General features: G+C 59.5%; 22 protein-coding genes. 13 read left to right on the top strand and 9 right to left on the bottom strand.

The genetic code is table 11. The features are described from left to right. Window positions 1–9: 9 nt before the first annotated feature. The 12 genes from HB676_RS15855 (at window position 10) to HB676_RS15800 (ending at window position 13,187) form a co-directional block, all read left to right on the top strand. Window positions 10–864, top strand: a complete 855-nt coding sequence (locus HB676_RS15855) for a fumarylacetoacetate hydrolase family protein (RefSeq protein WP_213738765.1) — start codon at window positions 10–12, stop codon at window positions 862–864. Then, window positions 861–2,957, top strand: a complete 2,097-nt coding sequence (locus tag HB676_RS15850) for a hydantoinase/oxoprolinase family protein (protein WP_213738764.1) — start codon at window positions 861–863, stop codon at window positions 2,955–2,957. The genes HB676_RS15855 and HB676_RS15850 overlap by 4 nt, the downstream gene beginning before the upstream one ends. Beyond that, window positions 2,954–4,846 carry a hydantoinase B/oxoprolinase family protein gene (locus HB676_RS15845; protein WP_213738763.1) on the top strand — a complete coding sequence of 631 codons (1,893 nt, stop codon included), beginning with the start codon at window positions 2,954–2,956 and terminating at the stop codon, window positions 4,844–4,846. The genes HB676_RS15850 and HB676_RS15845 overlap by 4 nt, the downstream gene beginning before the upstream one ends. A gap of 16 nt (window positions 4,847–4,862) precedes the next feature. Then, window positions 4,863–5,714 (top strand): IclR family transcriptional regulator, encoded by an 852-nt coding sequence (locus tag HB676_RS15840; RefSeq protein ID WP_213738762.1) that lies wholly within the window; start codon window positions 4,863–4,865, stop codon window positions 5,712–5,714. Between the two features lie 28 nt (window positions 5,715–5,742). Beyond that, complete coding sequence (locus HB676_RS15835) at window positions 5,743–6,702, top strand: dihydrodipicolinate synthase family protein (protein WP_213738761.1); 960 nt, start codon at window positions 5,743–5,745, stop codon at window positions 6,700–6,702. An 80-nt stretch (window positions 6,703–6,782) separates the two neighbouring features. Next, window positions 6,783–7,973 (top strand): ABC transporter substrate-binding protein, encoded by a 1,191-nt coding sequence (locus HB676_RS15830; RefSeq protein WP_213738760.1) that lies wholly within the window; start codon window positions 6,783–6,785, stop codon window positions 7,971–7,973. 57 nt (window positions 7,974–8,030) lie between these two features. Further along, a complete protein-coding gene (locus tag HB676_RS15825) occupies window positions 8,031–8,912 on the top strand; it encodes a branched-chain amino acid ABC transporter permease (protein ID WP_213738759.1) in 882 nt (293 codons plus the stop codon). Further along, the gene (locus HB676_RS15820; protein WP_213738758.1) at window positions 8,909–9,916 is read left to right on the top strand and encodes a branched-chain amino acid ABC transporter permease; all 1,008 of its coding nucleotides are present in this window, start codon (window positions 8,909–8,911) and stop codon (window positions 9,914–9,916) included. Before HB676_RS15825 ends, HB676_RS15820 begins: the two co-directional genes overlap by 4 nt. Then, entirely contained in the window at window positions 9,913–10,629 is a 717-nt protein-coding gene (locus HB676_RS15815; protein ID WP_213738757.1) for an ATP-binding cassette domain-containing protein, read from the top strand. Before HB676_RS15820 ends, HB676_RS15815 begins: the two co-directional genes overlap by 4 nt. Beyond that, the gene (locus tag HB676_RS15810; RefSeq protein ID WP_213738756.1) at window positions 10,622–11,320 is read left to right on the top strand and encodes an ABC transporter ATP-binding protein; all 699 of its coding nucleotides are present in this window, start codon (window positions 10,622–10,624) and stop codon (window positions 11,318–11,320) included. The genes HB676_RS15815 and HB676_RS15810 overlap by 8 nt, the downstream gene beginning before the upstream one ends. Before the next feature lie 61 nt (window positions 11,321–11,381). Then, entirely contained in the window at window positions 11,382–12,281 is a 900-nt protein-coding gene (locus HB676_RS15805) for an NAD(P)-dependent oxidoreductase (protein ID WP_346347347.1), read from the top strand. Window positions 12,282–12,296: 15 nt separating this feature from the next. Beyond that, a complete protein-coding gene (locus HB676_RS15800; protein WP_213738754.1) occupies window positions 12,297–13,187 on the top strand; it encodes an amidohydrolase family protein in 891 nt (296 codons plus the stop codon). A gap of 42 nt (window positions 13,188–13,229) precedes the next feature. Here HB676_RS15800 and HB676_RS15795 read toward each other — a convergent pair whose 3' ends face one another. Genes HB676_RS15795 through HB676_RS15785 form a run of 3 tightly spaced genes read right to left on the bottom strand, consistent with a single transcriptional unit; the run spans window position 13,230 to window position 16,454 of the window. Next, the gene (locus tag HB676_RS15795) at window positions 13,230–14,363 is read right to left on the bottom strand and encodes an NAD(P)/FAD-dependent oxidoreductase (RefSeq protein WP_213738753.1); all 1,134 of its coding nucleotides are present in this window, start codon (window positions 14,361–14,363) and stop codon (window positions 13,230–13,232) included. Between the two features lie 24 nt (window positions 14,364–14,387). Further along, complete coding sequence (locus HB676_RS15790) at window positions 14,388–15,185, bottom strand: alpha/beta hydrolase (protein WP_213738752.1); 798 nt, start codon at window positions 15,183–15,185, stop codon at window positions 14,388–14,390. Window positions 15,186–15,221: 36 nt separating this feature from the next. Continuing rightward, the gene (locus HB676_RS15785) at window positions 15,222–16,454 is read right to left on the bottom strand and encodes an FAD-dependent monooxygenase (protein WP_213738751.1); all 1,233 of its coding nucleotides are present in this window, start codon (window positions 16,452–16,454) and stop codon (window positions 15,222–15,224) included. Window positions 16,455–16,737: 283 nt separating this feature from the next. On the opposite strand from HB676_RS15785, the gene HB676_RS15780 reads away from it, so the two are divergent. Beyond that, window positions 16,738–17,403, top strand: a complete 666-nt coding sequence (locus HB676_RS15780) for an isochorismatase family cysteine hydrolase (protein ID WP_213738750.1) — start codon at window positions 16,738–16,740, stop codon at window positions 17,401–17,403. 17 nt (window positions 17,404–17,420) lie between these two features. On the opposite strand, the gene HB676_RS15775 is transcribed toward HB676_RS15780, so the two are convergent. The 6 genes from HB676_RS15775 to HB676_RS15750 form a co-directional block, all read right to left on the bottom strand. Then, window positions 17,421–18,134 (bottom strand): ABC transporter ATP-binding protein, encoded by a 714-nt coding sequence (locus HB676_RS15775; protein WP_213738749.1) that lies wholly within the window; start codon window positions 18,132–18,134, stop codon window positions 17,421–17,423. Then, window positions 18,127–18,861: an ABC transporter ATP-binding protein gene (locus HB676_RS15770; RefSeq protein WP_213738748.1), complete on the bottom strand. Its 735-nt coding sequence runs from the start codon at window positions 18,859–18,861 to the stop codon at window positions 18,127–18,129. Before HB676_RS15770 ends, HB676_RS15775 begins: the two co-directional genes overlap by 8 nt. After that, window positions 18,858–19,757, bottom strand: coding sequence for a branched-chain amino acid ABC transporter permease (locus HB676_RS15765; protein WP_213738747.1), 900 nt, complete (start codon window positions 19,755–19,757; stop codon window positions 18,858–18,860). Before HB676_RS15765 ends, HB676_RS15770 begins: the two co-directional genes overlap by 4 nt. A gap of 11 nt (window positions 19,758–19,768) precedes the next feature. Next, window positions 19,769–20,653 (bottom strand): branched-chain amino acid ABC transporter permease, encoded by an 885-nt coding sequence (locus HB676_RS15760; protein WP_213738746.1) that lies wholly within the window; start codon window positions 20,651–20,653, stop codon window positions 19,769–19,771. A 46-nt stretch (window positions 20,654–20,699) separates the two neighbouring features. Continuing rightward, window positions 20,700–21,887 carry an amino acid ABC transporter substrate-binding protein gene (locus tag HB676_RS15755; protein ID WP_213738745.1) on the bottom strand — a complete coding sequence of 396 codons (1,188 nt, stop codon included), beginning with the start codon at window positions 21,885–21,887 and terminating at the stop codon, window positions 20,700–20,702. 393 nt (window positions 21,888–22,280) lie between these two features. Beyond that, window positions 22,281–23,624, bottom strand: coding sequence for an NtaA/DmoA family FMN-dependent monooxygenase (locus tag HB676_RS15750; RefSeq protein ID WP_213738744.1), 1,344 nt, complete (start codon window positions 23,622–23,624; stop codon window positions 22,281–22,283). Between the last annotated feature and the right edge of the window lie 160 nt (window positions 23,625–23,784).

Below are 23,784 nucleotides of genomic sequence, written 5' to 3'. Positions count from 1 at the left end.
GAGGAATTCATGCGACTCGGATTGGCTGAGGCCGCGGGCCGTCAGATCTTGATTGCGCAGCGCAAGCAAGAAATCGTGTCACTGGCGGATACGTCGCTGCCGAGCGACCCCCTTGCCATTCTGCTTGATCCGGCGTTGCGCGGCACGGCTGAGAACGCCATTGCGAAGGCTTCCGCGATCGATGCGGCGACACTGAAATTCCTGCCGCCGATGGCGACAATCGGAAAGATCATTTGCGTCGGTCTCAATTACGCCGACCATGCTGCTGAAAGCCCCTACGAAAAGCCGAAATTCCCGGTGTATTTTCTTCGCACCGAAGAAGGCGTGATCGGTCATGGCGCGCCGATCGTGCGGCCGCAGATTTCCGAACATCTCGACTTCGAAGGCGAAATGGTCGCCGTGATTGGCAAGGCCGGTCGGCGCATTTCGATGGACCATGCGCTGGATCACGTCGTCGCCTATTCCGTGTTCAATGACGGATCGATCCGGGACTGGCAGTTCAAGGGTCCGCAATGGACTCTGGGCAAGAATTTCGACAACACGGGACCGTTCGGGCCGTTTCTCGTGTCTGCCGACGAAGTACCTGCCGGCGGTCTTGGCCTGCGGATCACGACGCGCCTGAACGGCCAGGTGGTTCAGGATGCCAACACCAACGATCTGATATTCCAGATCCCTGAATTGATTGCGCGCGTCTCTGAAGCGATGACGCTGCGGCCCGGCGATGTGCTGGTGACGGGCACGCCGGCCGGTGTCGGGTTCGCGCGAAAGCCGCCACTGTTCATGAAGGATGGCGACGTCTGCGAGGTGGAAGTCGAAGGCATCGGTCTGTTGAGCAACCGGATCGTCGACGAGCGCCTGTCGTGAGTTCGGCGTCGCTGAGTTCGTCGTCTCCTGGATTGCGCATTGCCGCCGACGTGGGCGGCACGTTCACCGATGTCGCCGTTTTCGACGAAGATTCCGGTGGAATCCGGCTGGGCAAGACCCTGACCACGCCGAGCAGCCTGATCGAGGGAATGAATCACGGTGTCGGCAAGGCCGGTGCGGATTTCGCCGATGCCCGGCTGTTCCTGCATGGCACGACGGTCGCGATCAATGCGCTGCTTGAACGCAAGGGCGCCAGGACGGCCCTGGTCACGACCAAGGGCTTTCGCGATATCTACGAGATCGGCCGCATCAACCGGCCGGAAGCCTATAATCTCTTCTTTCGCAAGCATCAGCCGCTGGTCGAGCGCGCGCTCCGTGTCGAGGTCGACGAGCGCATGGATGCGGCAGGCGAAGTGCTGCGTCCGCTGATCGACACGGAAGTGGAAGCCATCGCGCGCCGCCTCCTGGAAGAGGGCGTCGAGGCCGTGGCTATTCTCTTCCTGCACTCCTATCGCAATCCGGATCATGAAATTCGCGCCCGCAACATCATCAGCCGGATGATGCCGAATGCGTTCGTGACGGCGTCGCACGAGCTCAGTCAGGAGTATCGCGAGTTCGAGCGCTCCTCCACGGTCGCGGCGAACGCCTATATCGGACCGCATGTCACCCGCTACCTCTCTGAAGCCGATCGCGTGCTCAGTGGCGTCAAGTTTCACGGAAAACTCCTGATCGTGCAGTCGACCGGCGGTCTCTATGATGCCGCACAAGCCCGCCGTGAATGTATTCGAATGCTGGAATCCGGACCCGCGGCTGGCGTGATCGGGACGCGTGAACTCTGCGCGGTGATCGGCTTGCGCAACGCGATCGCCTTTGACATGGGCGGCACGACCGCGAAAGCCGGCGTCATCCTCGATGGCGTCGAGTTGACGGCAAACCAGGTCATGGTCGGCGGCTACGCCGAAGGCTTACCCATCCAGATTCCGATGATCGACATCGAGGAAGTCGGAACCGGCGGCGGCTCGATCGCGCGTCTCGCGCAAGGCAAGTCGCTGCGTGTGGGGCCGGAGAGTGCGGGCGCGGTGCCCGGCCCGGTATGTTACGGCAATGGCGGCACCGAGCCGACCGTGACCGATGCCAATCTTCTGCTCGGCCGGCTCGCGCCCGATCTGTTCCTGGGCGGCGAGATGAAACTCGACGTCGACGGCGCAGCGCGCGCGATGACCGATCAAATCAGCGGGCCGCTGGGACTATCGGTCGCCGAAGCTGCCGATGGAATTATCCGTATCGCGGTCACCCAGATGGCCAACGTTGTGAAGCGCGTGACCACGGCGCGCGGCCTCGATGCCCGCGATTTCGCCATGGTCGCCTATGGCGGTGCGGGACCGTTGCACGCGGTTCTGGTGGCGAGAGAATTGCAGATTCCGCGGGTCATCATCCCCAACGCGCCCGGCCATTTCTCGGCCTATGGCATGCTGGTCAGCGATCTCAGGCGCGATTATGTGCGCACGCTGTTTGCGCGGCTGGCCGATGCTCCATTTGACAGCTTCAACGCAATCTTCCGCGAATTGGAGCAGCGGGGCCGTGACGATATCGATGAAGCAGCGCCCGAGCGTCTCGATATCATCGTGAAACATGCGGTCGACATGCGTTACATCGGCCAGGAGCACGCCGTCACCGTCGAGATCGATAGCGGGGCTTTCGAGGCGCGGGATATCGATGCGATCAAGGCTGCGTTCGATGCCGTGCACAACCAGCGTTACGGTTACGCATCGAATGACGAATCCGCGGAGATCGTGAACCTTCGGCTGTCGGTTATCGGCGTCATTGCCAAGCCTCGTCTTGCGCCGCTCGACGCCGCAGCGAGCGCCTCGGCGGACGAAGCGTTGATCGGCGTTCGTCCCGTCGAGTTTGGCGTCATGGGCGGGCGGCTGGAGACGCCGCTCTACGATCGCGCGCGGCTGCTTCGCGGCCATCGTCTGACGGGTCCCGCGTTGATCCAGGAATACGCGTCCACCACTGTCCTGTTGCCCGGCGACGTCCTGACGGTTGATCAAATGGGTAATCTGGACATCAAGATAGAGGTCCAACCATGACCCACGGCCGCACGTCGCAAGATCCCGTCACTACCGAAATCATCCGCAATGGATTCATCGCCGCTACCGAGGAGATGAAGACCAACCTGATGCGGACCGCGTATAATATGATCATCTACGAGGCCCTCGATTTCACGGTCGGTTTGTTCGATCAGCATGGCAACACCATTTCGATCGGGCTCGGGTTGCCTATGTTCATCCGCGGGATGAGCGAGACGATCAAGGCGAAGCTGCGGCATTTCGGTCCGGACGGCATCCATCCCGGCGACGTGCTGCTCACCAACGATGCCTACACGACCGGGAGTCATCTCAATCACATGACGTTTTCGGTGCCGATCTTCGACGGCGCCGATTTGATCGGCTTCTCCGCCTGCATGGCGCATTGGCAGGACATTGGTGGCACTCTGGACGGCATGACCACGGATATCTTCTCCGAAGGTCTGCAACTGCCGATCGTCAAGGCCTGGCGAGCGGGTGTTCCGAATGAGGATATTCTCTCCGTCATTCGCATGAACGTCCGGTTGCCCGAGCGCGCGATGGGTGATTTGAAGGCGCAGGTCGCCGCGGTTCGGACGGGCGAGAAGCGGTTTCTCGAGCTGGTTCGCAAATATGGCCGATTCGCGCTGGAGACCGCGATTGAATCGATTTTCGACCATGCCGAAGCGGTCTCGCGCGACAGCGTCGCGCAAATTCCGGACGGAACCTATCAGGCGGAATCGTTCATGGACGACGACGGCATTGATATCGGCCGGCGTATTCCTATTCGCGTGAAGATTATCGTCGCGGGCGATCAGATGACGATCGACCTCACAGATGTCAGCACCCAGGTCAAAGGCTTCTACAATTCGGGCCAGACAGCGGGGCTTTCCGCGGCGCAGGTCGCGTTCAAATGCCTGACCGCCGGACTTGAGCTGCCCGTCAACGACGGCGCGTTTCGCAATCTGAAAATCGTGTTGCCATCTGGCACTGTAGTCAGCGCCGAGCGCCCGGCGCCGATGCGGTGGTGGATGACCTATCCCATGACGATCGTGGACACGATTTTCAAGGCTCTGGCATCGGCTGTTCCGACGCGAGTGATTGCAGCACACCATGCGGATCTGGTGATTGCGTCGATCAACGGCCGCCAGCCGCGTGACAACAAGCTGTACCTCTATCTTGGCGGGCTTATCGGCGGCGGCTGGGGCGCCAAGCATGGCGAGGACGGCATGAGCGCCACGGTCGCGATCAACGACGGCGATACCCACAATGGTCCGAGCGAGCAGGTGGAAGCCAAATTCCCGTTGATTGTCGAACGCTATGCGTTGCGCGAGGATTCCGGCGGTGCCGGAAAATTCCGCGGCGGCCTCGGCACCGAGCAGGTCGTGCGGGCGCGGCATCCCATCATGTTCAATGCTCAGATCGAGCGGGTCGATTGCCGCCCCTGGGGTCTTTTCGGGGGGCTGAGTGCGCTCGGCAACGAGGTTCGGCTGGAGCGGGGGGGCGAACTGGAGCGCTTTCCGACCGGCAAGGTGCTGTCCCAGAAGATCGAGGCGGGGGATGCATATACCGTTTGCTCGGGCGGCGGGGGCGGCTACGGCAGTCCTCTCGATCGCAAGCTCGATGACATCGAGAATGACGTCCGTCAGGGATATGTATCGAAAGCCGCTGCGCACGAGTTCTATGGTGTGGTATTTGACGGGCAGGGCCGCATCGACAGGCAAGCGACGGCGCTGCGACGGACGGATATGCGACGGCGCGGCCTGCCAAAGGACCGGCCGTTTTCGACGGAGGATCATTCGGGTTGGGGTGGATGTCCATATTGCACCAAGCTAATTCAGCCGCATCCGGAAGGACGGGCGATGGCGATCGAGGCTGCGGCCAGCGGCGTCGGGGCTTGGCGTTGTTGTTGAAGCGGGGATCGGCAAAATGATCGAAAACCGCAGTGGCTCCCGACGTGCTGCAAAGCCGGTGGAAACCACTGTGCTGGCGGTCGAGCGCGCGCTTCAGGCGATTGAAATGCTTTCCGGCGCGGCTGACGGTCTCAGCCTTGCGGAGATTTCCCGCGAACTCATCATCAACAAGGCGATCGCCTCGCGTCTCCTCGAAACGCTCGAGCATGCCGGTTACGTTTGGCGCGACAACATCGCGCAACGCTATCACCTGACCTACAGGGTCAGTAATCTCGGACTCCGGCAATTGCAGCAATCAGGCTTGCTTGGACAATGTACAAGTCTGCTGGAAGACCTTGCGGAGCGCACCGGTGAACTGGTCCGGCTTTCCGTGGTCGAACGCGGCGAAAAGATCACCTGGATCTACGCGGTGGTCGGCACCCGCCGTACCCTGCGGATCGATCCGAATTTCAATTTCGAGGTCAGCATTCACAGCCATGCAACCGGCAAGGCGTGGCTGATGACGCTCAAACCCGAGCGTGTCGCGGAATTATTGGAGCGCGATGGAATGGCCGCGCTGACGCGGCACACGAATGTTGATACGAAGGTTCTACGCAAGGAACTTGACGCCGCGAGCCGCCGCGGTTTCGCGACGACCTACGAAGAAAATGAAATCGGCGTCGGGGCAGTCGCGGCACCCATCATGGCGCCGCGGTTATCGGGAGGCACCGAATGTGTCGGCGTTATCTCTGTAGCTGCGCCCACCAACCGTATGACGCGGGCCGAAATCGAAAACTGCGGGCCGCTCGCCGCCGAAGTAGCCAATCGCCTTGCCCTCATGTGGCCGCTTGATGAGCGCGCGCCCGTGAGACTGCAAAGACCAGCTTGATCGATGACCAATAGAACGGGAGAAAGCCATGGCTCGCTTTAATCAATTTGTTCCTCAGGGCGTCATCCCCGCGGTCTTGTTGCCGTTTCATGATGATCTGTCGATCGACGAGCCGAGCTTTCGCAGTCATTTGCGGGACGTCGCGGCGGTCGAAGGCCTGTCGGCCATCACGGTCAATGCACATTCCACGGAAGTCGCCTCATGCACCGCGGAGGAGCAAAGCCGGGTGATGGAAATTGCCGCCGATGAAGTCGGTGATCGTCTTCCGTTAATCCACGGAATTTGGGCCGATGGCAGCCTCGAGGCGGCGCGGATCGCCAGGCGCGCGCAAGCCGGCGGCGCCTCCGCGCTGCTGGTGTTTCCGCCCGCGCCATTTACGCTCGGGCAAAGCGCTGAGATGGCGTTAGCGCACTTCAAGACGATTGCTTCGGCGTCCGATCTGCCGCTGATCGTGTTCCAGTATCCACTCGCGACCGGGCAGGGCTATCCTCAGGCAACACTGGATCGCTTGTTCAACGAAGTCCCGACCATTCGTGCCATCAAGGATTGGACGCCGAACGTCCCGCAGCACGAAGCGCAGATTCGGTCGCTGCGCTCGCGTAGCCGTCCGGTCAACGTGTTGACCACGAACAGCGCGTGGCTGTTGAGCTCCCTTGTACTCGGGTGCGACGGATTGCTGTCGGGAAGCGGCAGCGTGATCGCCGATTTGCAAGCCCGCTTGTTTCGGGCAGTTACCGCCAACGATCTTGCCGAAGCGCGCCGGCTGAACGATCGAATTCATCCAATGGCGAGCGTGTTCTATGCCGACCCGTTTGTCGACATGCATAACCGCATGAAAGAAGCGCTTGTGCTTCTTGGCCGCCTGCCGCGCGCCGTGGTCCGGCCGCCGCTGGTCAAGATCGGGCAGCCCGAGATCGCGCGCATTCGCGAGGCACTTGTGGCGGCAGGGTTGCTCGATGCATCCGGAAAACGGCGCGAGGCAGCCTGATACAAAGCTATGCAGGAGGTTTAAGCGGGCGAGACGACCCGCAAGCCTGAATCAAAATGAAATCGGGAGAGGAAGCTGCAATGACGAGGTCGTTAGTTTGTGCCGCCATGATTTCGGTGGCGATGTTATTGTCTACGGGTATCGGCGGCGCGCAGGAAAAGCCGCCGGTCAAGATTGGTTTCGTGACCGAATTGACCGGCGCGTGGACGTTCTTCGGCACCAGTTGTGTCGCCGGTCTTAAATTCGCGGAGAAACAGATCAACACTCCGGGCAAGCGCAAGATCGAATTCGTCATCGCGGACAACCAGACCAGCCCTGCTCAATCAGTCGCCGCCGCCCGAAGCCTCGATGTGCAAGACAAAGTGCTGGCCTTGAGCGGCCCGACCAGTTCCGACACCGGTCTGGCCGTGTATGGTTATGCGGAACAGAACAAGGTGCCGTTCGTGGTGCCGGTTGCCGCGTTTCCGCAACTGACCAAGCCCGGCAGCCGCTACACTTTCCGCCTGGAGCCCGACGCAGTGGGCTGGGGCTATGCGATCTCCAAATTTGTGGAGAAGCAAAAGCCGGGTGGAACCATTGCGCTGATCTACTCGGATTATGCGCTGATGCGGGCGATCACCGCCGGGCTCAAATATCAGGCGCCGCTGTCCGGCCTCAAGATCGTGGCGGATATCGCGTTTCCGCAGGGCTCGAACGACGCCACCGTGCAAGCCGCGCAGGTCCTGGCGGCTACGCCCGATTACGTCGTCGTGATCGGCGCCGGTGGGTTCGACAATACCATTACCAATCAGTTGCTTGATCTGGGTATCAAGCCCAACCAAATCATCCATCCGTTCGGGCTTACTACCCAGGTCATGAATTGGGGCAAGCGCAGTATCGGCTCATATTACGGGACGTTCTTTGACTCCAATCTCGACGCATTGACCGATGAAGGAAAATCATTCGTCGAGCAGTTCATTGCGCAATATGAACGGCCGCCGTCCTATGGCGAGAATTTCTGCTACGTCACCGCGCATGTCATCCGGGAAGTGCTCGACAAGAATCCCGAGGCTGCCGACGACCGTGAAAAATTTCGCGACGCGATGTCGGCCTTGAAGACCAAGGAGACGACGTCGAACATTCCGATCGAATTCGACAAGAACGGCGCGCGCAAGGAATACATCTACATCATGCAGATCACCGACATTGTCGGAAAGGCGTACAAGGCCAAGCAGACTTTCTATACCGAATGGGACCCGGAAGTGATTCCTGTCTACACGCTGGTTAAGTGAGCGCCGAAGCCCGCTGCGAATAGTCGCGGCGGGCTTCCTGTTTTCCGGGAGTGCTGCTTGTCGAACGCTAATCTCATCATCTTGCTGTCCACCATTTCCACCGGCCTGATCCTCGGCGCGATTTTCTCGCTGGTCGCGGTGGGGGTGACGATCGTCTACGGCAGTATCTGGATGCCGAACGCCGCCAACGGCCAGTTCTTCCTGCTGGCGGCTTTGTTCGGTTGGACCATGACCGTGAGTTGGGGGCTGCATCCGGCGATCGCTGCGGTGCTCGTCATCGGGCTTAGCGTCCCGCTGTCGTATGCTCTCGAATTCGTGCTGATCCGCCGCTTCTATGATGTGCCCAATCGGAATATTTCCTATTTCGTTCTGAGCCTCGGCATCACGCAGATTCTTGCCGGTATCTTTGCCTTCACTTACGGGCAATGGAGTGACCAATTTCAGTTGCCGCCGTTGATTGGAGGCATCACCTTCATTGGGCCGCTTCCGGTCGCCAACAACCGATTGCTGGTGCTGGTGCTCGCGCTGGCCATTCTCGCAGCTCTGTTCGCGTTGCTGCGTTACCACCGTTACGGGCGGGCCATCCGGGCCGTGTTCCAGAACCGCGATGCTGCGGCGCTTCGGGGTGTTAACGTGAAGGCAAGCTATAGCCTTTCCTTTGCGCTCGGCAATGCGGTGATCTTCGCTGGTGGAATTCTGTTTGCGCTGGCTTACAGTTTCGATCTGACGATCGCCTGGACCATGTCGATCACCGCCTTCGCGATTATGATCATTGGCGGTCCCGGTTCTGTGCTGGGCGCATTCATCGTTGGCATGGTATTCGGCTTCACGCAGGCGGCGGTCAGCACGGTCGCAAGTCCGACAATCGCTGCATTCTCCTATCTCGGCGCGATGCTTCTGATTCTGCTGTTCAAGCCATCCGGATTGTTCGCGCGATGACACAAAGCTTCAAGACCGGTGGCCGTATCCAAGGTCACTCCGCGAATCTCCTGCTGCTGGCGGGTTTCGCCATCGTCGCGTTCGTGTTGCCGATCGCATTGTCCGGTAACCGCTATCTCGCTTTTGTCGCGGGCGTCACGATGATCCACATCCTGTGGGCCTGCGGCATGAACCTGCTGTACGGTTACACCGGCCTGATGCCGCTGATGTTCGCAGGCATCGCCGGTATCAGCGCTTACACGGTCGTCGATCTCACCGCGAATGGCTGGTCGTTTTGGCTGGCGCTGCCTGTTGGTGCGCTGGCAGCCTCGATTACCGGCACTGTCCTGGGATTGCCGTCGCTACGGCTGAAGGGGTTCTATTTCACGCTCTGTTCGCTTGTGATCCAGACGGTGATGACACTTGGTTTTATCTATTTCTCGGGTCTCACCAATGGCGACACCGGTTTTTCGCAGATTCCGCTGCCATCGCTGCGGGGCGAGCCGCTGTCCAGCCTCAGCTACGACCTGGTGCTTGCTGCAGCCGCCGTGCTTGGCGTGATGGTGTTGATCGCGATCATGCGTTCGACTCTCGGCCGCCGGCTGATCGCGATCCGCGAAGATGACGAACTGGCCGCCATGCTCGGCATCAATGTCACCGGCTACAAGATGATTGCCTTCTTTGTCGGGTCGCTTTTTGCAGGCGTCGGCGGAGCGCTGTACGCGCCCTATATCGGTTTCATTTCGCCACGTTCGTTCGATGTGCTGATCAGCATGAACATCTGGCTGATGGTTGCGTTCGGTGGCCGCGGGACGATCTGGGGACCCGTGCTCGGCGCCGCGCTGCTGGCGCCGCTGTCGTTCTTTTTGCAGGAATACTACACCATCAAGGACGTGCTCTACGGCGCTCTGATTATTGCGGTCATTGTGCTGATGCCGGCCGGTCTTTTAGGCAGTCTTGGCCGAACGCCACGGTTGCCGGCGGCCGAAATCGACGCGCCCGTTCCGCGCCGGAGTCCGAAATGACCGAAGTCCTTCTTGAAGCCAAAGCTGTCTCGAAACGCTTCGGCGGTGTCGTCGCCTTGAAGAACATCGATCTCGTTCAGCATCGGGGCGAGACGTTGGGCATGATCGGACCCAACGGGTCCGGAAAGACCACGTTCGTCAATTTAATCTCCGGCCATACCCGGCTGAGCAGCGGCTCAATCGCGTTCGATCACGTCTCGCTCGCCGGTAAGAATCCATCGCAGGTCGCCAAGGCGGGCCTCACCCGAACCTATCAGGCGGTGCGGGTGTTCGGCGAACTCACGGTCCGGGAAAATGTCGCTACCGCCCTGGTCGATGCGCGCGTCCGTTTGGGGGCCGAAGCCGTCGACGAGCTTGCGGATTGGTTGCGGATATCCCATCGCTATGAGGCTCGCGCCGGCGGCTTGACCCTGATGGAGCAGCGGCAGTTGGAGTTGTTGATGCGTTTGGTTCAGCAACCCAAACTGATGATGCTCGATGAGCCGGTCGGCGGCCTGTCGTCGAGTGAAGTGCGCACCATGATAGGACTGCTATCGGAGCTTAAGTCGCGCTGCACGGTCTTTGTGATCGAGCACACCATGAAGGTGATCCGTGAACTCGCCGACAAGGTCGTCGTGCTGATGGCCGGCGAGAAGCTGGCGGAGGGATCGCCGACCGATATCCTCGCTGACCAGCGGGTGATCGACCGCTATCTTGGAACAGCCGATGCTTGAAATTGCAGACCTCACTATTCGCTACGGCCCGTTTCTGGCGGTGGACCATCTGGCGATCAGCGTCGGTGCCGGCGAAATCGTCGGCGTGGTCGGACCGAACGGTGCGGGAAAATCCTCGACGGTCAAGGCGATCGGCGGTCTGGTGCAGCCAAAATCGGGACGGCTCGTTTTTGACGGCCGCGACCTCGGGATGGTTCCGCCTCATAAGCGCGTGAATCTTGGTATTTCGATCGTGCCGGAAGGGCGCGGCTTGTTCTCGCGAATGTCGGTAGACGAAAACCTCGTGATCGCGGGAGATCCGCTGAAAGACAAAGCGAAATGTGCCCATAACATCGAGCGTTGTTACGAGATGTTTCCGGTCCTCAAGGAGAGACGATGGCAGCCGGTGGGCACGCTGTCAGGTGGACAGCAGCAAATGGTTGCGGTGTCGATGGGGCTGATGTCCGATCCGCGGCTGCTCGTGCTTGACGAACCCTCGCTCGGGTTGGCCCCCATTGTGATCGGCGAGATCGGCCGGGCGTTGGGCGAACTCCGCAAACAAGGACTGACGGTGGCGCTATTTGAACAGAACGCAAAGCTGACGTGCAGTATTGCGGATCGCATCTACATCCTGGCAGCAGGCAAGGTGCGGCATCATAATCGTGCAGCCGATCTGTTGAACGACCCGGAAATCCTGGACCATCTGGTATAGGCTGCGTTGTTCGCCCGTTTTTTACAGGCATTGATGACAGAAAAGAAGAAAAGGACGCATCGTGAAAGTCGGAGTTGCAGGACTGGGTCGCATGGGCGCTGCGATCGCCAAAAGATTGATCGATGTCGGACACGATGTTGTCGTGTGGAATCGTGGAGTGGCGAAATCGAAGGCGCTTGGAGAGCAGGGCGCCATCGTTGCCGCCTCGCCAAAGGAACTCGCGGAACAGGCTGACCTCGTTATCACGATTCTGACCGACGCCGCAGCCATCGAGAGCGTTTACAACGGTCCTGCCGGTCTGTTGGCGGGCGATGTCGCCGGCAAGCTCTTTGTCGAAATGAGCACCGTGCAGCCCGAGACGGAGCGGTTGTTGGCCAAGCAAGTCCAGGATCGGCAAGCGTCGCTGCTCGAATGTCCGGTGGGAGGCACGGTGGGTCCGGCCTTGAACGGAAAGCTGCTGGGATTTGCCGGTGGTACGAAAGAGGATTTCGAGCGTGCGAAGCCGGTGCTTGATCAGCTTTGTCGTCGGGTCGACCATGTTGGCCCGGTCGGGGCAGGATCCAGCATGAAGCTCGCGATCAATCTGCCGCTGGCGGTGTTTTGGCAGAGTTTTGGGGAGGCTTATGCGCTGGTTCAGCATCTTGGCCTGGACACCTCTCTTGTTGTGGAGATGTTCACGGAATCATCCGGCGGTCCCAATGTGCTGCGGGCCCGCGGGTCAGCGGTAGCCAAGGCATTGCAGTTGGAAGATCCGGGTTCGGCAACCTTCGACTGCGACTCGATCCGCAAGGATCTGCGCACCATGGTCGCCGAGGGTAAGAATCTCGGTTTTGCGCTGCCGCTCGCGCAACAGACCCTCGGCGTCTTTGATCAGGCCAGCAAGGACGGCTGGGGTGGCAAGGATTGCACGGAGCTGCCGGCGTTCTGGTCGAACAAGCACCGCGGCCGCACAACAAGCTGAAATCTGGAGGATGGAATGAAGGCGATCCCCACGGTCGACGGGCATCACCACATATGGCGGTTGCTCGATCTCGCCTGGCTATCGGGCTCGCCGGTGCCGCGGATCTTCGGCCCTTACGAGGCAATCCGTCGCGACTACACGATGGATGAATTCAGGTCGGACATCGCCGGCAGCAACGTCATCCGATCCATTTACGTTCAAACCAACTGGCCAGCCGGCCAAAGCCTCGATGAGGCGAAATGGGTACAGTCCGTGGCTGACGCCACCGGGTGGCCGCATGCTAACGTCGCTCATGCCGATCTGGCGGATCCGGATGTCGGTACTTTGCTGGGGCGACTGGTTGAGTTGCCTTTGACGCGCGGCATCCGGCAGCAGATCCATTGGCACGCCAACCCGCAATATAGTTTTGCGGGCCGCCCGGACCTCATGAACGATCCACAATGGCGAAGCGGTCTTTCGCAAGTTGGGCGGCATGGTCTGCCGTTCGAGTTGCAGATTTTCACAAGTCAAATGGCGGATGGCGCAAAGCTGGCGCGCGACTTTCCCAATATAACTTTCGTACTCGAACATGCCGGGATGCTGGAAGACAGGTCGGCAGATGGATTGGAGCGTTGGCGCGCGGGCATGCGCGCGCTGGCCGAGTGCAGTAACGTCCACGTCAAGCTGTCGGGCCTTGGTACATTCGACCATGCCTACCGGTTCGAGCTGGTCGCGCCTGTTATCGCGGATACCGTGGCCATGTTCGGTGCCGACCGTTGTCTCTATGGCAGCAACTTTCCCGTTGAAAAGCTTTGGACCGATTACGCCTCGCTTTACCGTACTTTCAGACAGGCTATCGAACCGCTGTCCGAAATCGACCAGCGAAAGATATTAAACGACACGGCGACCCGCCTCTACAGGCTATGACGGCGGCTCTTCCGAAGAGGCCTCACATCCGGATCGAAATGCTCACGTTCCGGTAGGATGGCTTCGTGCTGCTCTCGTAATCTGACTGCGGACCCAGGGATCAGCCATAGTGTGGGTGATGGCTCGTTTGCGAACCTCATCTGGCAGAAACGAAACCTCTCCATACATGCGGGACCATTTCTGGCAATGATCAACGAGCTCGCGCTCGCGTTGCTCCCATGCGGACAAGCGGTCCGGAATGTCGCGCCGGTCCGTGACGCCTTCCATCGCGACGGCCAGCGCCAGGCCGATCTGCATCGCCATGCCGCCACCTTGTCCGAGATTGGGGGGCTGTGCATGGGCCGCATCGCCGATAATCGCCGATCTCCCCGCGGACCATGATTTAACGCTGATGGTGCTGTAAGGACTCCAGGGGATAATATCCTCCACCCTTTCGATCAGGTGCGACCAGTGCGGGAATGATGAGGTCCACGCCTTCTTGTCGAGAGGACTGATTTTGCCGGCATCGTCTTCCTTTGGACAGGTAAAGGCGAGATACATTTCGGTCGGTGTTAGCGGCGTGATCAAAAAGCGACGCGTGCCATTCCAGTTTTCAATATATTTGTCACGGCCGTTGTCGCCGAGGTCTTGTTGCGTCCCGGGAATAATGGCCCTGAGCGCTCCCTCAACAGTCTGTTCGTGGAAAAGCTCAAGGCCAAGCGCGCGCCGTACAGCGGACCAGATCCCGTCCGCGCCAACGACCAGATCGGCCGTCTCGGTATGACCGCCGCCAAAGTGAAGCTCCGCCGCGGCACTCGCGCCGATAACTTCCGCGCCCGTGCGGATATCGACACCGGCGCCGATGGCCGTGTTTTTCAGGCTTTCCAGAAGATCTTTTCGCGGAACGGTGACAAGGCGCATATCCGGTGGAAACTCACCGGCGTCGATGACTTGATTCTGGCCATCGCGCTGCTCCATGGCGCGGCCGTGGAAAGTATCGGGGCGAACCACGTTGGCCCCGATAGCTTCGAGAATTCGAAGCCCGTTCTCCCATATGTAGATGCCCGAACCCGCCGCACGAACTTCCGGCTGGCGCTCAAACACGGTAACAGTCCAGCCGCGCCGGGCGAGGGCGGTCGCGGCTGTCAGTCCCCCGAATCCGGCGCCGGAGATTATCGCTCGCAATTTCGCCGGCATCGCATATCTCCCCTTCGTTCGAGATCAGCTTGCGAGGTAGAAATCGCGGATGGCCTTGGCCACCGGCACGGGGCTTTCCAGCGTCGGAAAATGAGTTTGGCCGGGTATGTGCAGCGGGTGAAACCAGGGATGACCTGCGGCAAAATTATTCTGGAAATCCCGGTATTCCGAGGACAGCGGTTGTGAATAGACGTGCAGGACTTGCGGTTTGCTGGCGAGAGCCTCCATGCGATCCAGCGGGCTGCCCCATTTTCGGTAGGCGCGCTCGATCTCTCGACATGCTCTGACCCACATCTCCCCCTTAAACCATGGCATCTCGGTGCGGATGTGATTGATGACGTCGGCATTGTCGGTGGCGGCCACCCACTCATCGAAGAAACTCTGTCGCCCGACGTGGTAATTCACGGGGTCCTGGCCTTCCTTCAACTGCTGGTAAAAGCCGTCATGCGGGGTCATGAGCCAGTCGATCACGACGGTCTTGTCGAGCTTGGCAGTGCCAAACTTCTCGCACAAATCGATATTCACCCAACATCCGTGAGAGGTCGAGACGAGGTTGAACTTCTCCAGTTTCTTGGCTTCGATGAATTTAGCGACGTCATCGACGAGATCGGCTTCGGTAAAATCGCCATGCAAGGTTTGCTCGGCATCGTGTCCCCTGAAATTCGGGCACAGCACGTGAAAGTCTTTCGAAAGCAGCGGTGCCAGATTTTTGAACAGACGATCGTCCTGGGCCCAGCCCGACAGCAAGATGAGCGCGCGCGGGTGTTCCGTTCCGCTCTCCGTATAGGTCATGGGATGATTGTTGATGGTGATAGATTCCATGTTCGGATCCTCGATCTGTGTGGACGGAAAATAAATTCAGGCGGATTTTTCCTTGACCGCGAAGCCGGCCATTTTGGCGTAGCTGCCGCCTATCGCGGCAAGCTCTTCGCGGGTGATGACGTCTTCGAGACGATCGAACCCGTTCGGGGCGCGCTCGGATACGACGTCGACGACACGTTCGGGGCCGCCGCCACGATTTGAGCGCACGATCGCTGACGTAACCGGAATCCGCTCGGCCTCGTAGGCGCGGATCGCTTCGTCAACCTGGCCGCCGGAAAGATACTGGGCGAGGCGCTTGCCGTCGATCACCGCCTGCGCCGCGCCGTTCGATCCAACCGGAAACATCGGATGGGCAGCGTCGCCGAGCAGTGTGACGCGCCCTTTGCCCCAACTGGTCAATGGCTCGCGATCGCACATCGGGTATTCGAGGAAGTCCGAAGTCGCCGTGATCATGGCGGCGACGTCTAATCCGGGAATCCTGAATTGTCTGGCAAACGGAATGACCTCGTTGAGAACGCCGTGCCGCGCCCAGCTTTCCCGCCGTGGCGGCGGCGCTCCGCCTTCGCTGATTTTGCTGCAAAGCACCCAATTGGTCAGCATTGTGCCGTCCGACGCGCCGGGCAGGATCGGATAATACAGCAGCTTTTCTTTCATATCGCCGGACACAATCATGGTGTCACCGCCATCGAAGACCGGCCAATCGACGACGCCGCGCCACATCATGATGCCGTTCCATTGCATCTCCCCGTCTTCGGGGTGAAGTTGCGCGCGCACCGCTGAATGAATGCCGTCGGCGCCGACCAAAGCCCGTCCGGTCTGCGTGAAAAGGCTGCCGTCCACGCAACGAAAATGCGCAGTTACTCCCGACTCCGATTGTTCAAAGCTCTCGAAGCGATGGCCGGGACGAATCGCAGTATCGCCACAGCGTTCGCGAACGGCGGCCAGCATGATCGCATGAAGCCTGCCGCGATGAATGGAAAGTTGCGGCAGATCGTGACCCGCGTAGAGGCCCCGCGGTTCGTTGAAAATAAGCTGACCGAACTTGTTGATGTAGCGAAGTTCCCGGGTCCGTACGCTGACTTTTTCCAGCGCCGGAAGGATGCCGAATTCCGCCAGCTCACCCGTTGCGTGTGGCAAAATATTGATGCCAACACCCAGCGGCTTCAGTTCTGGCGCGGCTTCGAACAAGATGAACTCGATGCCGAGTTTCTCGAGTGAGAGCGCTAGAGCAAGACCGCCGATACCGGCGCCCGCGATGATTACCGGCACATCTGTTCTCCCACTCGTAAACTATTATAAGCTTAAATTAATTTGGGAATAGCGCAAGTATCAAGTCTAAAGGGATATCCGTCTTGCGCAGACTCGAACGGCGAAACAGTCCGCTATTGCTCATTGGGCGGCCCGGCGCGTAACGATGGCAGGCGAGGTGGCGTCAATCTGCCGATCCGGACGTGGCGTTGACACCCTCGGTCGCCGCAAATATCTTTTGACCAGTCACGTGTGGGTGACAAGGCGTCGTGCCAAGATTTGTCTTTTCAGGAGTTTTCGTTTGATGAGGAAAATTCCAACGAGCTTTCCGATCGTCACGCGGCGCACGGCGGTGGTCGTGGTCGATATGCAGGAATTGTTCTGCAACCCGCAAGGCGCGGTTTACGTGCCGGACACGGCCGGCATTGTCGAGCCGATCTCCAATTGCGCTGCAGCGGCGCGCAAGGCTGGGATGCCCGTTATCTTTCTGCGGCACATCGTGCGCGGCGACGGCAGCGATACCGGCCGGATGCGAGACATGTATCCGACCGTCGACGCGATGCTTGCCCGCGGCACCCCGGGTGTCGAGATCATCGTCGCGCTGGCGCCCATCCGCGGAGACATTGTCGTCGACAAGCTTGGCTTCAGTGGATTTCACAACACTGATCTGGATACGGTGTTGAGATCGCACGACATCGACACCATCATCGTGTGCGGCACGGTTACCAATGTCTGCTGCGAGACCACCGTGAGGGATGCGGCGCACCGGGAATACAAGGTGGTGGTGCTTGCGGACGCCTGTGCGGCGATGGATTATCCCGACATGGGATGGGGCGTCATTGCCGCGGCCGAGATTCAGCGGGTGAGCCTGACGACCATCGCCATGGAGTTCGGCGAAGTGACAACTACCGCTGATATCATCCGGAGGATTGAGGCCGCTTCCGCCAGCCAATTTGACGCCGTTGCCTGATTTTTCGCGTCGTCGCATCACAGCCCGAGATAGCTTTCCCTGATCGATCCCAGCCCGAGCAGGTCCGCGGCGGGGCCTTCCATCCGGACCTGTCCGTCCTCGAACACGTAGCCGTAATCGGCGAGGCCGAGTGCGGCCTGTACGTTTTGCTCCACGATGCAGATGGTGATGCCTTGGTCGCGGATCGCCCGCAACTGGCTGAAAACCTCGTCGGCCATCATGGGAGCCAAACCAAGGCTGGGCTCGTCGAGCAGCAGCAGCTTGGGCATGGACATCAGGCCGCGCGCAAGCGCCAGCATCTGTTGTTCGCCGCCCGACAGGGACCCGGCGCGCGAGGAGCGCCGCTGCAGAAGGCGGGGGAACAGTGCATACATCTGATCGCGCCGAGCCTTCCAGCCGGCATGCGCACGACGTGCGAACGCGCCCACGCGGAGCGTCTCGTGTACGGTGAAATCCGGGAATACAAGTCTGCCTTCCGGTACCAAAGCCAGGCCAATATCCAGCCGCTCATAGGCCGGGAGCTTGCCGATCATCTGGCCGTCGAAATGGATCGCGCCGCTTTGCAGCGCGATCAGTCCGCTCAAGGCGCGCATCAGCGTGGTTTTGCCCGCACCGTTGCTGCCGATCACCGCCGTAATGGCGCCTTCCCGAATGACAAAATTCACATGCTTCAGGATTTGCATTTCGCCGTAGCCGGCGTTGATATCCGTTGCCTCGAGAAGATTAGACATGAGCGTGTTCGCCGAGATAGGCCGCGATCACGCGCGGGTCGCTGGCTACTTCCGCGGGTTCGCCATCCATGATCTTTTTGCCGTCATGCAGGACCAGGATTCTGTGACTGAGCCGCATCAAGGCCTTCATCACATGTTCGATGATGATGATGCTCAACATGCGCGTTTCGCGAAGGCGGCGGATCAGATCGAGCGCGTCGTTCGCCTCGCTGGCATTCAGTCCGGCGAGGACTTCGTCGAGCAGAAGCAAACGTGGCTGGGTCGCGAGGGCGCGGGCAACTTCCAGCCGCTTGCGGCCCGCCAGCGTCAGAGCGGCCGCCGGCAAATCGCGCCGATCGGCAAGCCCGACCTCGTCAAGGATCTCCAGGCACTGCGTGCGGGCGTGACGCAGCGACATGGTTCGGCCTCTGCCGTAAAGCGCACCGATCATGACGTTGCCCAGTACCGTCATTCCGGCGAAGGGACGCACGATTTGAAATGTCCGGGCGACGCCGAGGCCGTTGACCCGATGCGGGCTGCGCCCGTCGATCCGTTCTCCTTCGAGCAGGATATGACCGGCGGACGGCGCTACGTTGCCGGCAATAAGCGACAGCAACGTGGTCTTGCCGGCGCCGTTCGCGCCCATCAATCCAAGGATTTCGCCCTTTTCCATGCTGAAGGAAATATCCTGCAGCGCGACAATGCCGCCGAACCGGCAGGTGAGGTTCTCGACGCGCAGGAAACTCAAGCGCGCCTCCGTTGCGCAAGCGCCGTCAGTTGACCGTAAATTCCCCTCGGAATGAACAACACGAAGCTGATCAGCAGAATGCCAAGAAGCACGAGGTAGAATTGGGGCGCGCGCGCCCAAAGCAGTTCCGACAGGATCACAATGAAGGCTGCGCCAAAGATCGGCCCTGGCGCCCCGTCGCTGCCGCCGATGACAGCCATCGTCACGATCGTGAATGAGGTGGTGGGGCTGAACAGTTGCATCGGCTCGAAAAAGGTAGTGCGAAGCACCCATACTGCGCCGACGACACCTGGAATAAACGCGGAGAGAACGAACGCCATGATTTTCAGGAAGGTGACGGGAACGCCGACAGTGGATGCGGCGGTTTCGTCCTCGCGAATGGCGCGCAGGCCGGCGCCCCAGCGTGAGCGGGCAAGTCCCCAGGTCAAAAGGGTCGCAAGGACGGCCAGCAACAGCATGATGTAGTAAAGGAACACCGGATCAGGCGTATCAAACAGAAGACGGCCGCTTGACTCAAGGGCCGCTTCGATCGCGATAACCACATATTTGCAGAGTTCGGACAGGCCAAGCGTCAATATCACGAAATAAGGCCCGCGGACGCGTAAGGCGGGATAGCCGATAAGCAGCGCAAGTGCTGCAGCCGTGAATCCGGACGCGACTAATATCTCCCACAGCGCTGCGGACTGCCACAGCAGCGCCATCACGTAGGCGCCGGCACCGTAAAACACTGCATGGCCCAGGGACACGTAACCTGTCAGGCCGGAGAATGCGACCCAGCTCTGGGTCAGCGCGATGCCGCTGAGAAGCTGAAGTGCGACGCCAAGCCAGTAGGCGTTCACAATTTGCGGTGCGCCGACAAACAACGCGAGAGCTGCAATGATGGAGACAATGGTCAAGGCGCGCTCTTTCATCGCGCACTACGCCCAAGCAGGCCCTGCGGGCGAATGAGCAGTACAGTGATGAAAACACCGTACAGCAGGATCGAGCGATACGCAGCGGACGTCAAGGCAACCCCATAAATTTCGATGATGGCCAGTAAAACAGCGCCGAGAATTCCGCCGCCGAGATTGCCGAGCCCTCCGAGGATGATGACCACGAAGGCGGAAATCGTATAAGGAAATCCGCCGAATGGCGTTACCGTCTCGGTCATGCTGACCAGCGACCCTGCAAGGCCGGCCATTCCGAAGCCGACACAAAATACCAGAAGCTGGATGCGGTCGGCGTTGATGCCAACCAGCGAGGCGGCGTCGCGCTGCTGAATCAGGGCTCGGGTCGCCAGACCGAAGCGGCTGAACTGGAAGAACAGCACGCAGCCGGCGCTGGCGACCGTACCGAGGCCCAGAACCGCCAGCCGGTTCAATTCGACCCGTGCGTCGCCCACTGCCAGAATACTGTTGAGATAGCCGTAGCTTCGAGGATCCGAGGTGAAGGCCATGGACAGACCGTTCTGGATGATGATCGCGAATCCGAAGAAGATCAGCAGAGAATTGGCTTCGAGCCTGGCGGCGAGTTCGCGGTTTCCGATTACATAACGCACGATGCTCAGGTAACACGCTGCGCCAAGGATGGCCGTCAGTAGAACGGCCCCGAACATGGACCATAACGGTCCGATTCCAACGAGCTGAAACACCCAGTAAGAAAAGTATCCGCCAAGCATCATGAGGTCACCATGCGCCACATTGAGGAGGCGCATGGTGCCGTAGATCAGATTCAAGCCCAGAGCGACGAGTGCGTAAATCGAAGCCAGTATCAGGGCCGAAAGCAGGAGTTGAGTCGAGGCGATTTGATCCATCGGGCCGCCAGGTTAGGTGATAGGATGTCGCCTCAACTACGCTCGTTCAGTTTACCCAGGGTCCCTTCTTCTGGAACGGGGCCGTCTCTTCCTTGGGCGGCCAGACGATCTGCGGCTTGCCGTCCTGAATCTGGAGGAACATCGTCGGAGTGGTGGAATTTTCCACCCCTGTGAACTTCACAGGACCGTCGATCGTATCGAACGTCGTGGAGGAAATCTCCTTGCGCAGTTTTTCCTTGTCCAGGCCCACCTTTGCCACGGCGGCTTCGGTGATTTCGCAGGACATATAGGCCAGCGCCACGTCCAGATAGTCTGGCGCCTGGTTGAATTTCTTCGAATAGGCCTCGAAGAACGGCATTCCCTTTGGCCATTTGGTTTGATACGGCGACCAATGTCCCATCGTCATGACGCCGTCGAGGTTCTTGCCGAATATCTTGCCGAAGAAGTCGGCGGTGGGACCTACCAGTACGAACTGGAACGGCGCGGTTAATCCCTGTTCCCGCGCGGCCTTCATGAAGAGGATCGAGTCGGCGGGAAAGGAAAGCGACAGCACCGCATCGGGCTGCTCTTTTTTAATGGCGCTGACGATGGAGGTCATATCCTTCACGTCCATGGCGTATTGCTGAGAGGATAGCAGCTTGATGCCGGAATCCGTCAGCGCGGCCTTGACATACTTTTCCATTTCCTGGGCGAAGGGCGACTGCAATGTTGAAATCGAAACCGTCTTCACGCCCTGTTTCTTCATCAGGCTGACGAGTTCGGGTCCCATTTTGTCCGGGATCGCCGAGGTCGGAAACCAGATATTGCCCGGCTTGATCGTTCGGAGCTGAACCGAAGCTGCCGTACTGCCGACCATCGGAAACTTGTATCGCTCGAGAACACCGACGATCGCAAAATGGAACGGCGTGGCATAAGGCGAGAGCAGCAGATCAACCTTGTCGTCGGTGATCAGCTTCTCATAGATCGCGGCTTCCTTGGTAAAGTCCGATTGATCGTCATATACGACCAACTGAATCGGGCGCTTGGTACCGGCGACATCCATCCCGCCCTTGGCGTTTAAATCGTCCGCCCACATTTGATACGCATTCAAAGTGGGGATTGCGGCCGGCGCGAACGGGCCGGTCTTTGCGATTCCGACGCCGATCTTGACGGGATCAGCGGCGTAGGATGGCAGTGCGACGCTCAGTGCAGCGGCTGCCAAAACTGCCTTTAAGGCAAAGTTCCTGAAACTCATGCAACGATCCCCCTTGAACGCCCGAACCATGATGGTCGTGGGACGTGTGTCACCCGCGGTCCGCCGAAGTTCGGTGCGCCAAAGTTTGGGGGCGCCGGACGTGGAGAACCATCCTCAGTACAAAGAATAGTCAGCGAAGTCTTTTAGGCCTAAATAGTTTAGGCTTGAAGTTTCCTACTTATCAAGGTCGCCTGACGCCCATCCTGCAGTTTTTTTGAGCAGCACGTCGAATCCAATTCGAGCAAAAATCCGGATTTTTTGCTGGACCGCGCCTGGCGTTCACGAAGAATGCGGCTAATCCAGCGGGATGCAATGAACGACAGGGTGGCGATATCCGCTTGGTAATTTGACGTGTGTTCTTTAATGGCCCTACCGAGGCGTGCGTGAGACACCTCACTCGTCGGCTAAATTTTCGCGCAAGGTGCGGCCTTCATAGACCGTCCGGAATCGACCTCGCCGCTGTAGTTCAGGGACCAGATGGTCGATGATATTGATGACGGGTGTCCGGTGCCCCGCCTGCGAGATCGGGATCATGAAGCCGCCTCGAGAACCGGTTGCCTCGAACATTTCCTCCAACTGATCGGCGACTTTCGCGGCACTGCTTGCAACCGTCGTGTTGTAACCGGTCGCCGCTCGCACGCCGTGGTGGAAAAATTCTTCACGCGTGATCTCGGTACGATCTCCGATCTCCTGCGCGAGAATATGGATGTAACCCACAGGCGAAGCATTTGCCGCGACGATGCGCTCCTGGACTTCGGCCAGCGTGAAGCGCGGCGGCAAAGTCCCCATGTCGAAGCCGGTATTATGCGACAGCCAGACACCGACTGCATCTTCCGGCAAGTCCGCAAGCATGTTTTCCTTGAGCGCGAGTGCTTCCTGTTCGGTTTCGGCCACGATCACGCTGGTAGACCAGAAAATCCCGACCTTCTGCGGGTCACGGCCTTCGGCGACAAGGGCAGAATCGAGGTCATTACGTTGCTTTGCCATCGATGGAATAGCCCTGGCCATACCGAAGACGTGATCGGCGACATGCGCCGCGGCGCGGGTGCCGCGCGGCGAGCCGCCCGCCTGGAGGATGACAGGCTGACGCTGCGGCGAGGGAATCACGCTCAGTGGTCCTTTGACCTTGAAATATTTTCCGACATGATTGATCGCACGTACTTTCGCTGGATCGGCGACGATTCCGGTCTTTCGATTCCAGACGAACGCGTCTGGCTCGACACTGGTCCACAGTGCCCTGCAGACATCGATGAATTCCTCGAGCCGGTCATAACGGGCGCCGTGATCCGGCAACTCGTCAAAACCGTAATTCGCAAAATCGGACATCCGCAGCGACGTGATGACATTGAAAGCCATTCTGCCGTTGGTAACGTGATCGAGCGAGTTGAGAAGCCTCGCGGTGTAGAAGGGATGCATGAATGTCGACGCATAGGTCAGCCCAAACCCGATATGACTTGTGACGCGCGACATCAGGGTGATCCACGGGCTCATATCGAACCGCGGCCAGCCGATGCCATAACGAATGGCTTCCTCCATGCCGCCCTTGAAGTTGTTGGGAATGCCGGTGCCATCGCCGAAGAAAATCATGTCGATGCCGCCCGCTTCGGACAGACGGGCAAGGTCCTCGAAAACTCCCGGAGCTGGAAAATGCGCGCCCACCCAGGATTCGGGATTTCGCCATTGCGCGTCGGCTTCATGCCACGAAAAATCGAAAGCCAGATGCATCTTCCGCTTCAAGGCGTATCTCCCAGGTTTGTATAACGCCGGATTTCTAGCAAAAAGCGGGCCATCGACCTGCGAGTCTGCTGCCTGTGATTGGATTAACACCACCAACATCATTGCCGCAGGAGCTGAACGATTTTAACGCGGCTCGCTCATGCACGCTTTCCCGACGCGA

Origin of the sequence: Bradyrhizobium sp. dw_411 (assembly GCF_018449695.1) — a bacterium.
Classification (GTDB): Bacteria; Pseudomonadota; Alphaproteobacteria; order Rhizobiales; family Xanthobacteraceae; genus Bradyrhizobium.
This window is presented reverse-complemented; position numbering and strand designations above follow the sequence as displayed.

Coding starts and splice junctions, on each gene's coding strand:
- HB676_RS15855 (WP_213738765.1), top strand. CDS start 10: ATGCGACTCGGATTGGCTGAGGCCGCGGGCCGTCAGATCTTGATTGCG.
- HB676_RS15845 (WP_213738763.1), top strand. CDS start 2,954: ATGACCCACGGCCGCACGTCGCAAGATCCCGTCACTACCGAAATCATC.
- HB676_RS15840 (WP_213738762.1), top strand. CDS start 4,863: ATGATCGAAAACCGCAGTGGCTCCCGACGTGCTGCAAAGCCGGTGGAA.
- HB676_RS15835 (WP_213738761.1), top strand. CDS start 5,743: ATGGCTCGCTTTAATCAATTTGTTCCTCAGGGCGTCATCCCCGCGGTC.
- HB676_RS15830 (WP_213738760.1), top strand. CDS start 6,783: ATGACGAGGTCGTTAGTTTGTGCCGCCATGATTTCGGTGGCGATGTTA.
- HB676_RS15820 (WP_213738758.1), top strand. CDS start 8,909: ATGACACAAAGCTTCAAGACCGGTGGCCGTATCCAAGGTCACTCCGCG.
- HB676_RS15815 (WP_213738757.1), top strand. CDS start 9,913: ATGACCGAAGTCCTTCTTGAAGCCAAAGCTGTCTCGAAACGCTTCGGC.
- HB676_RS15810 (WP_213738756.1), top strand. CDS start 10,622: ATGCTTGAAATTGCAGACCTCACTATTCGCTACGGCCCGTTTCTGGCG.
- HB676_RS15800 (WP_213738754.1), top strand. CDS start 12,297: ATGAAGGCGATCCCCACGGTCGACGGGCATCACCACATATGGCGGTTG.
- HB676_RS15795 (WP_213738753.1), bottom strand. CDS start 14,363: ATGCCGGCGAAATTGCGAGCGATAATCTCCGGCGCCGGATTCGGGGGA.
- HB676_RS15790 (WP_213738752.1), bottom strand. CDS start 15,185: ATGGAATCTATCACCATCAACAATCATCCCATGACCTATACGGAGAGC.
- HB676_RS15780 (WP_213738750.1), top strand. CDS start 16,738: ATGAGGAAAATTCCAACGAGCTTTCCGATCGTCACGCGGCGCACGGCG.
- HB676_RS15775 (WP_213738749.1), bottom strand. CDS start 18,134: ATGTCTAATCTTCTCGAGGCAACGGATATCAACGCCGGCTACGGCGAA.
- HB676_RS15760 (WP_213738746.1), bottom strand. CDS start 20,653: ATGGATCAAATCGCCTCGACTCAACTCCTGCTTTCGGCCCTGATACTG.
- HB676_RS15755 (WP_213738745.1), bottom strand. CDS start 21,887: ATGAGTTTCAGGAACTTTGCCTTAAAGGCAGTTTTGGCAGCCGCTGCA.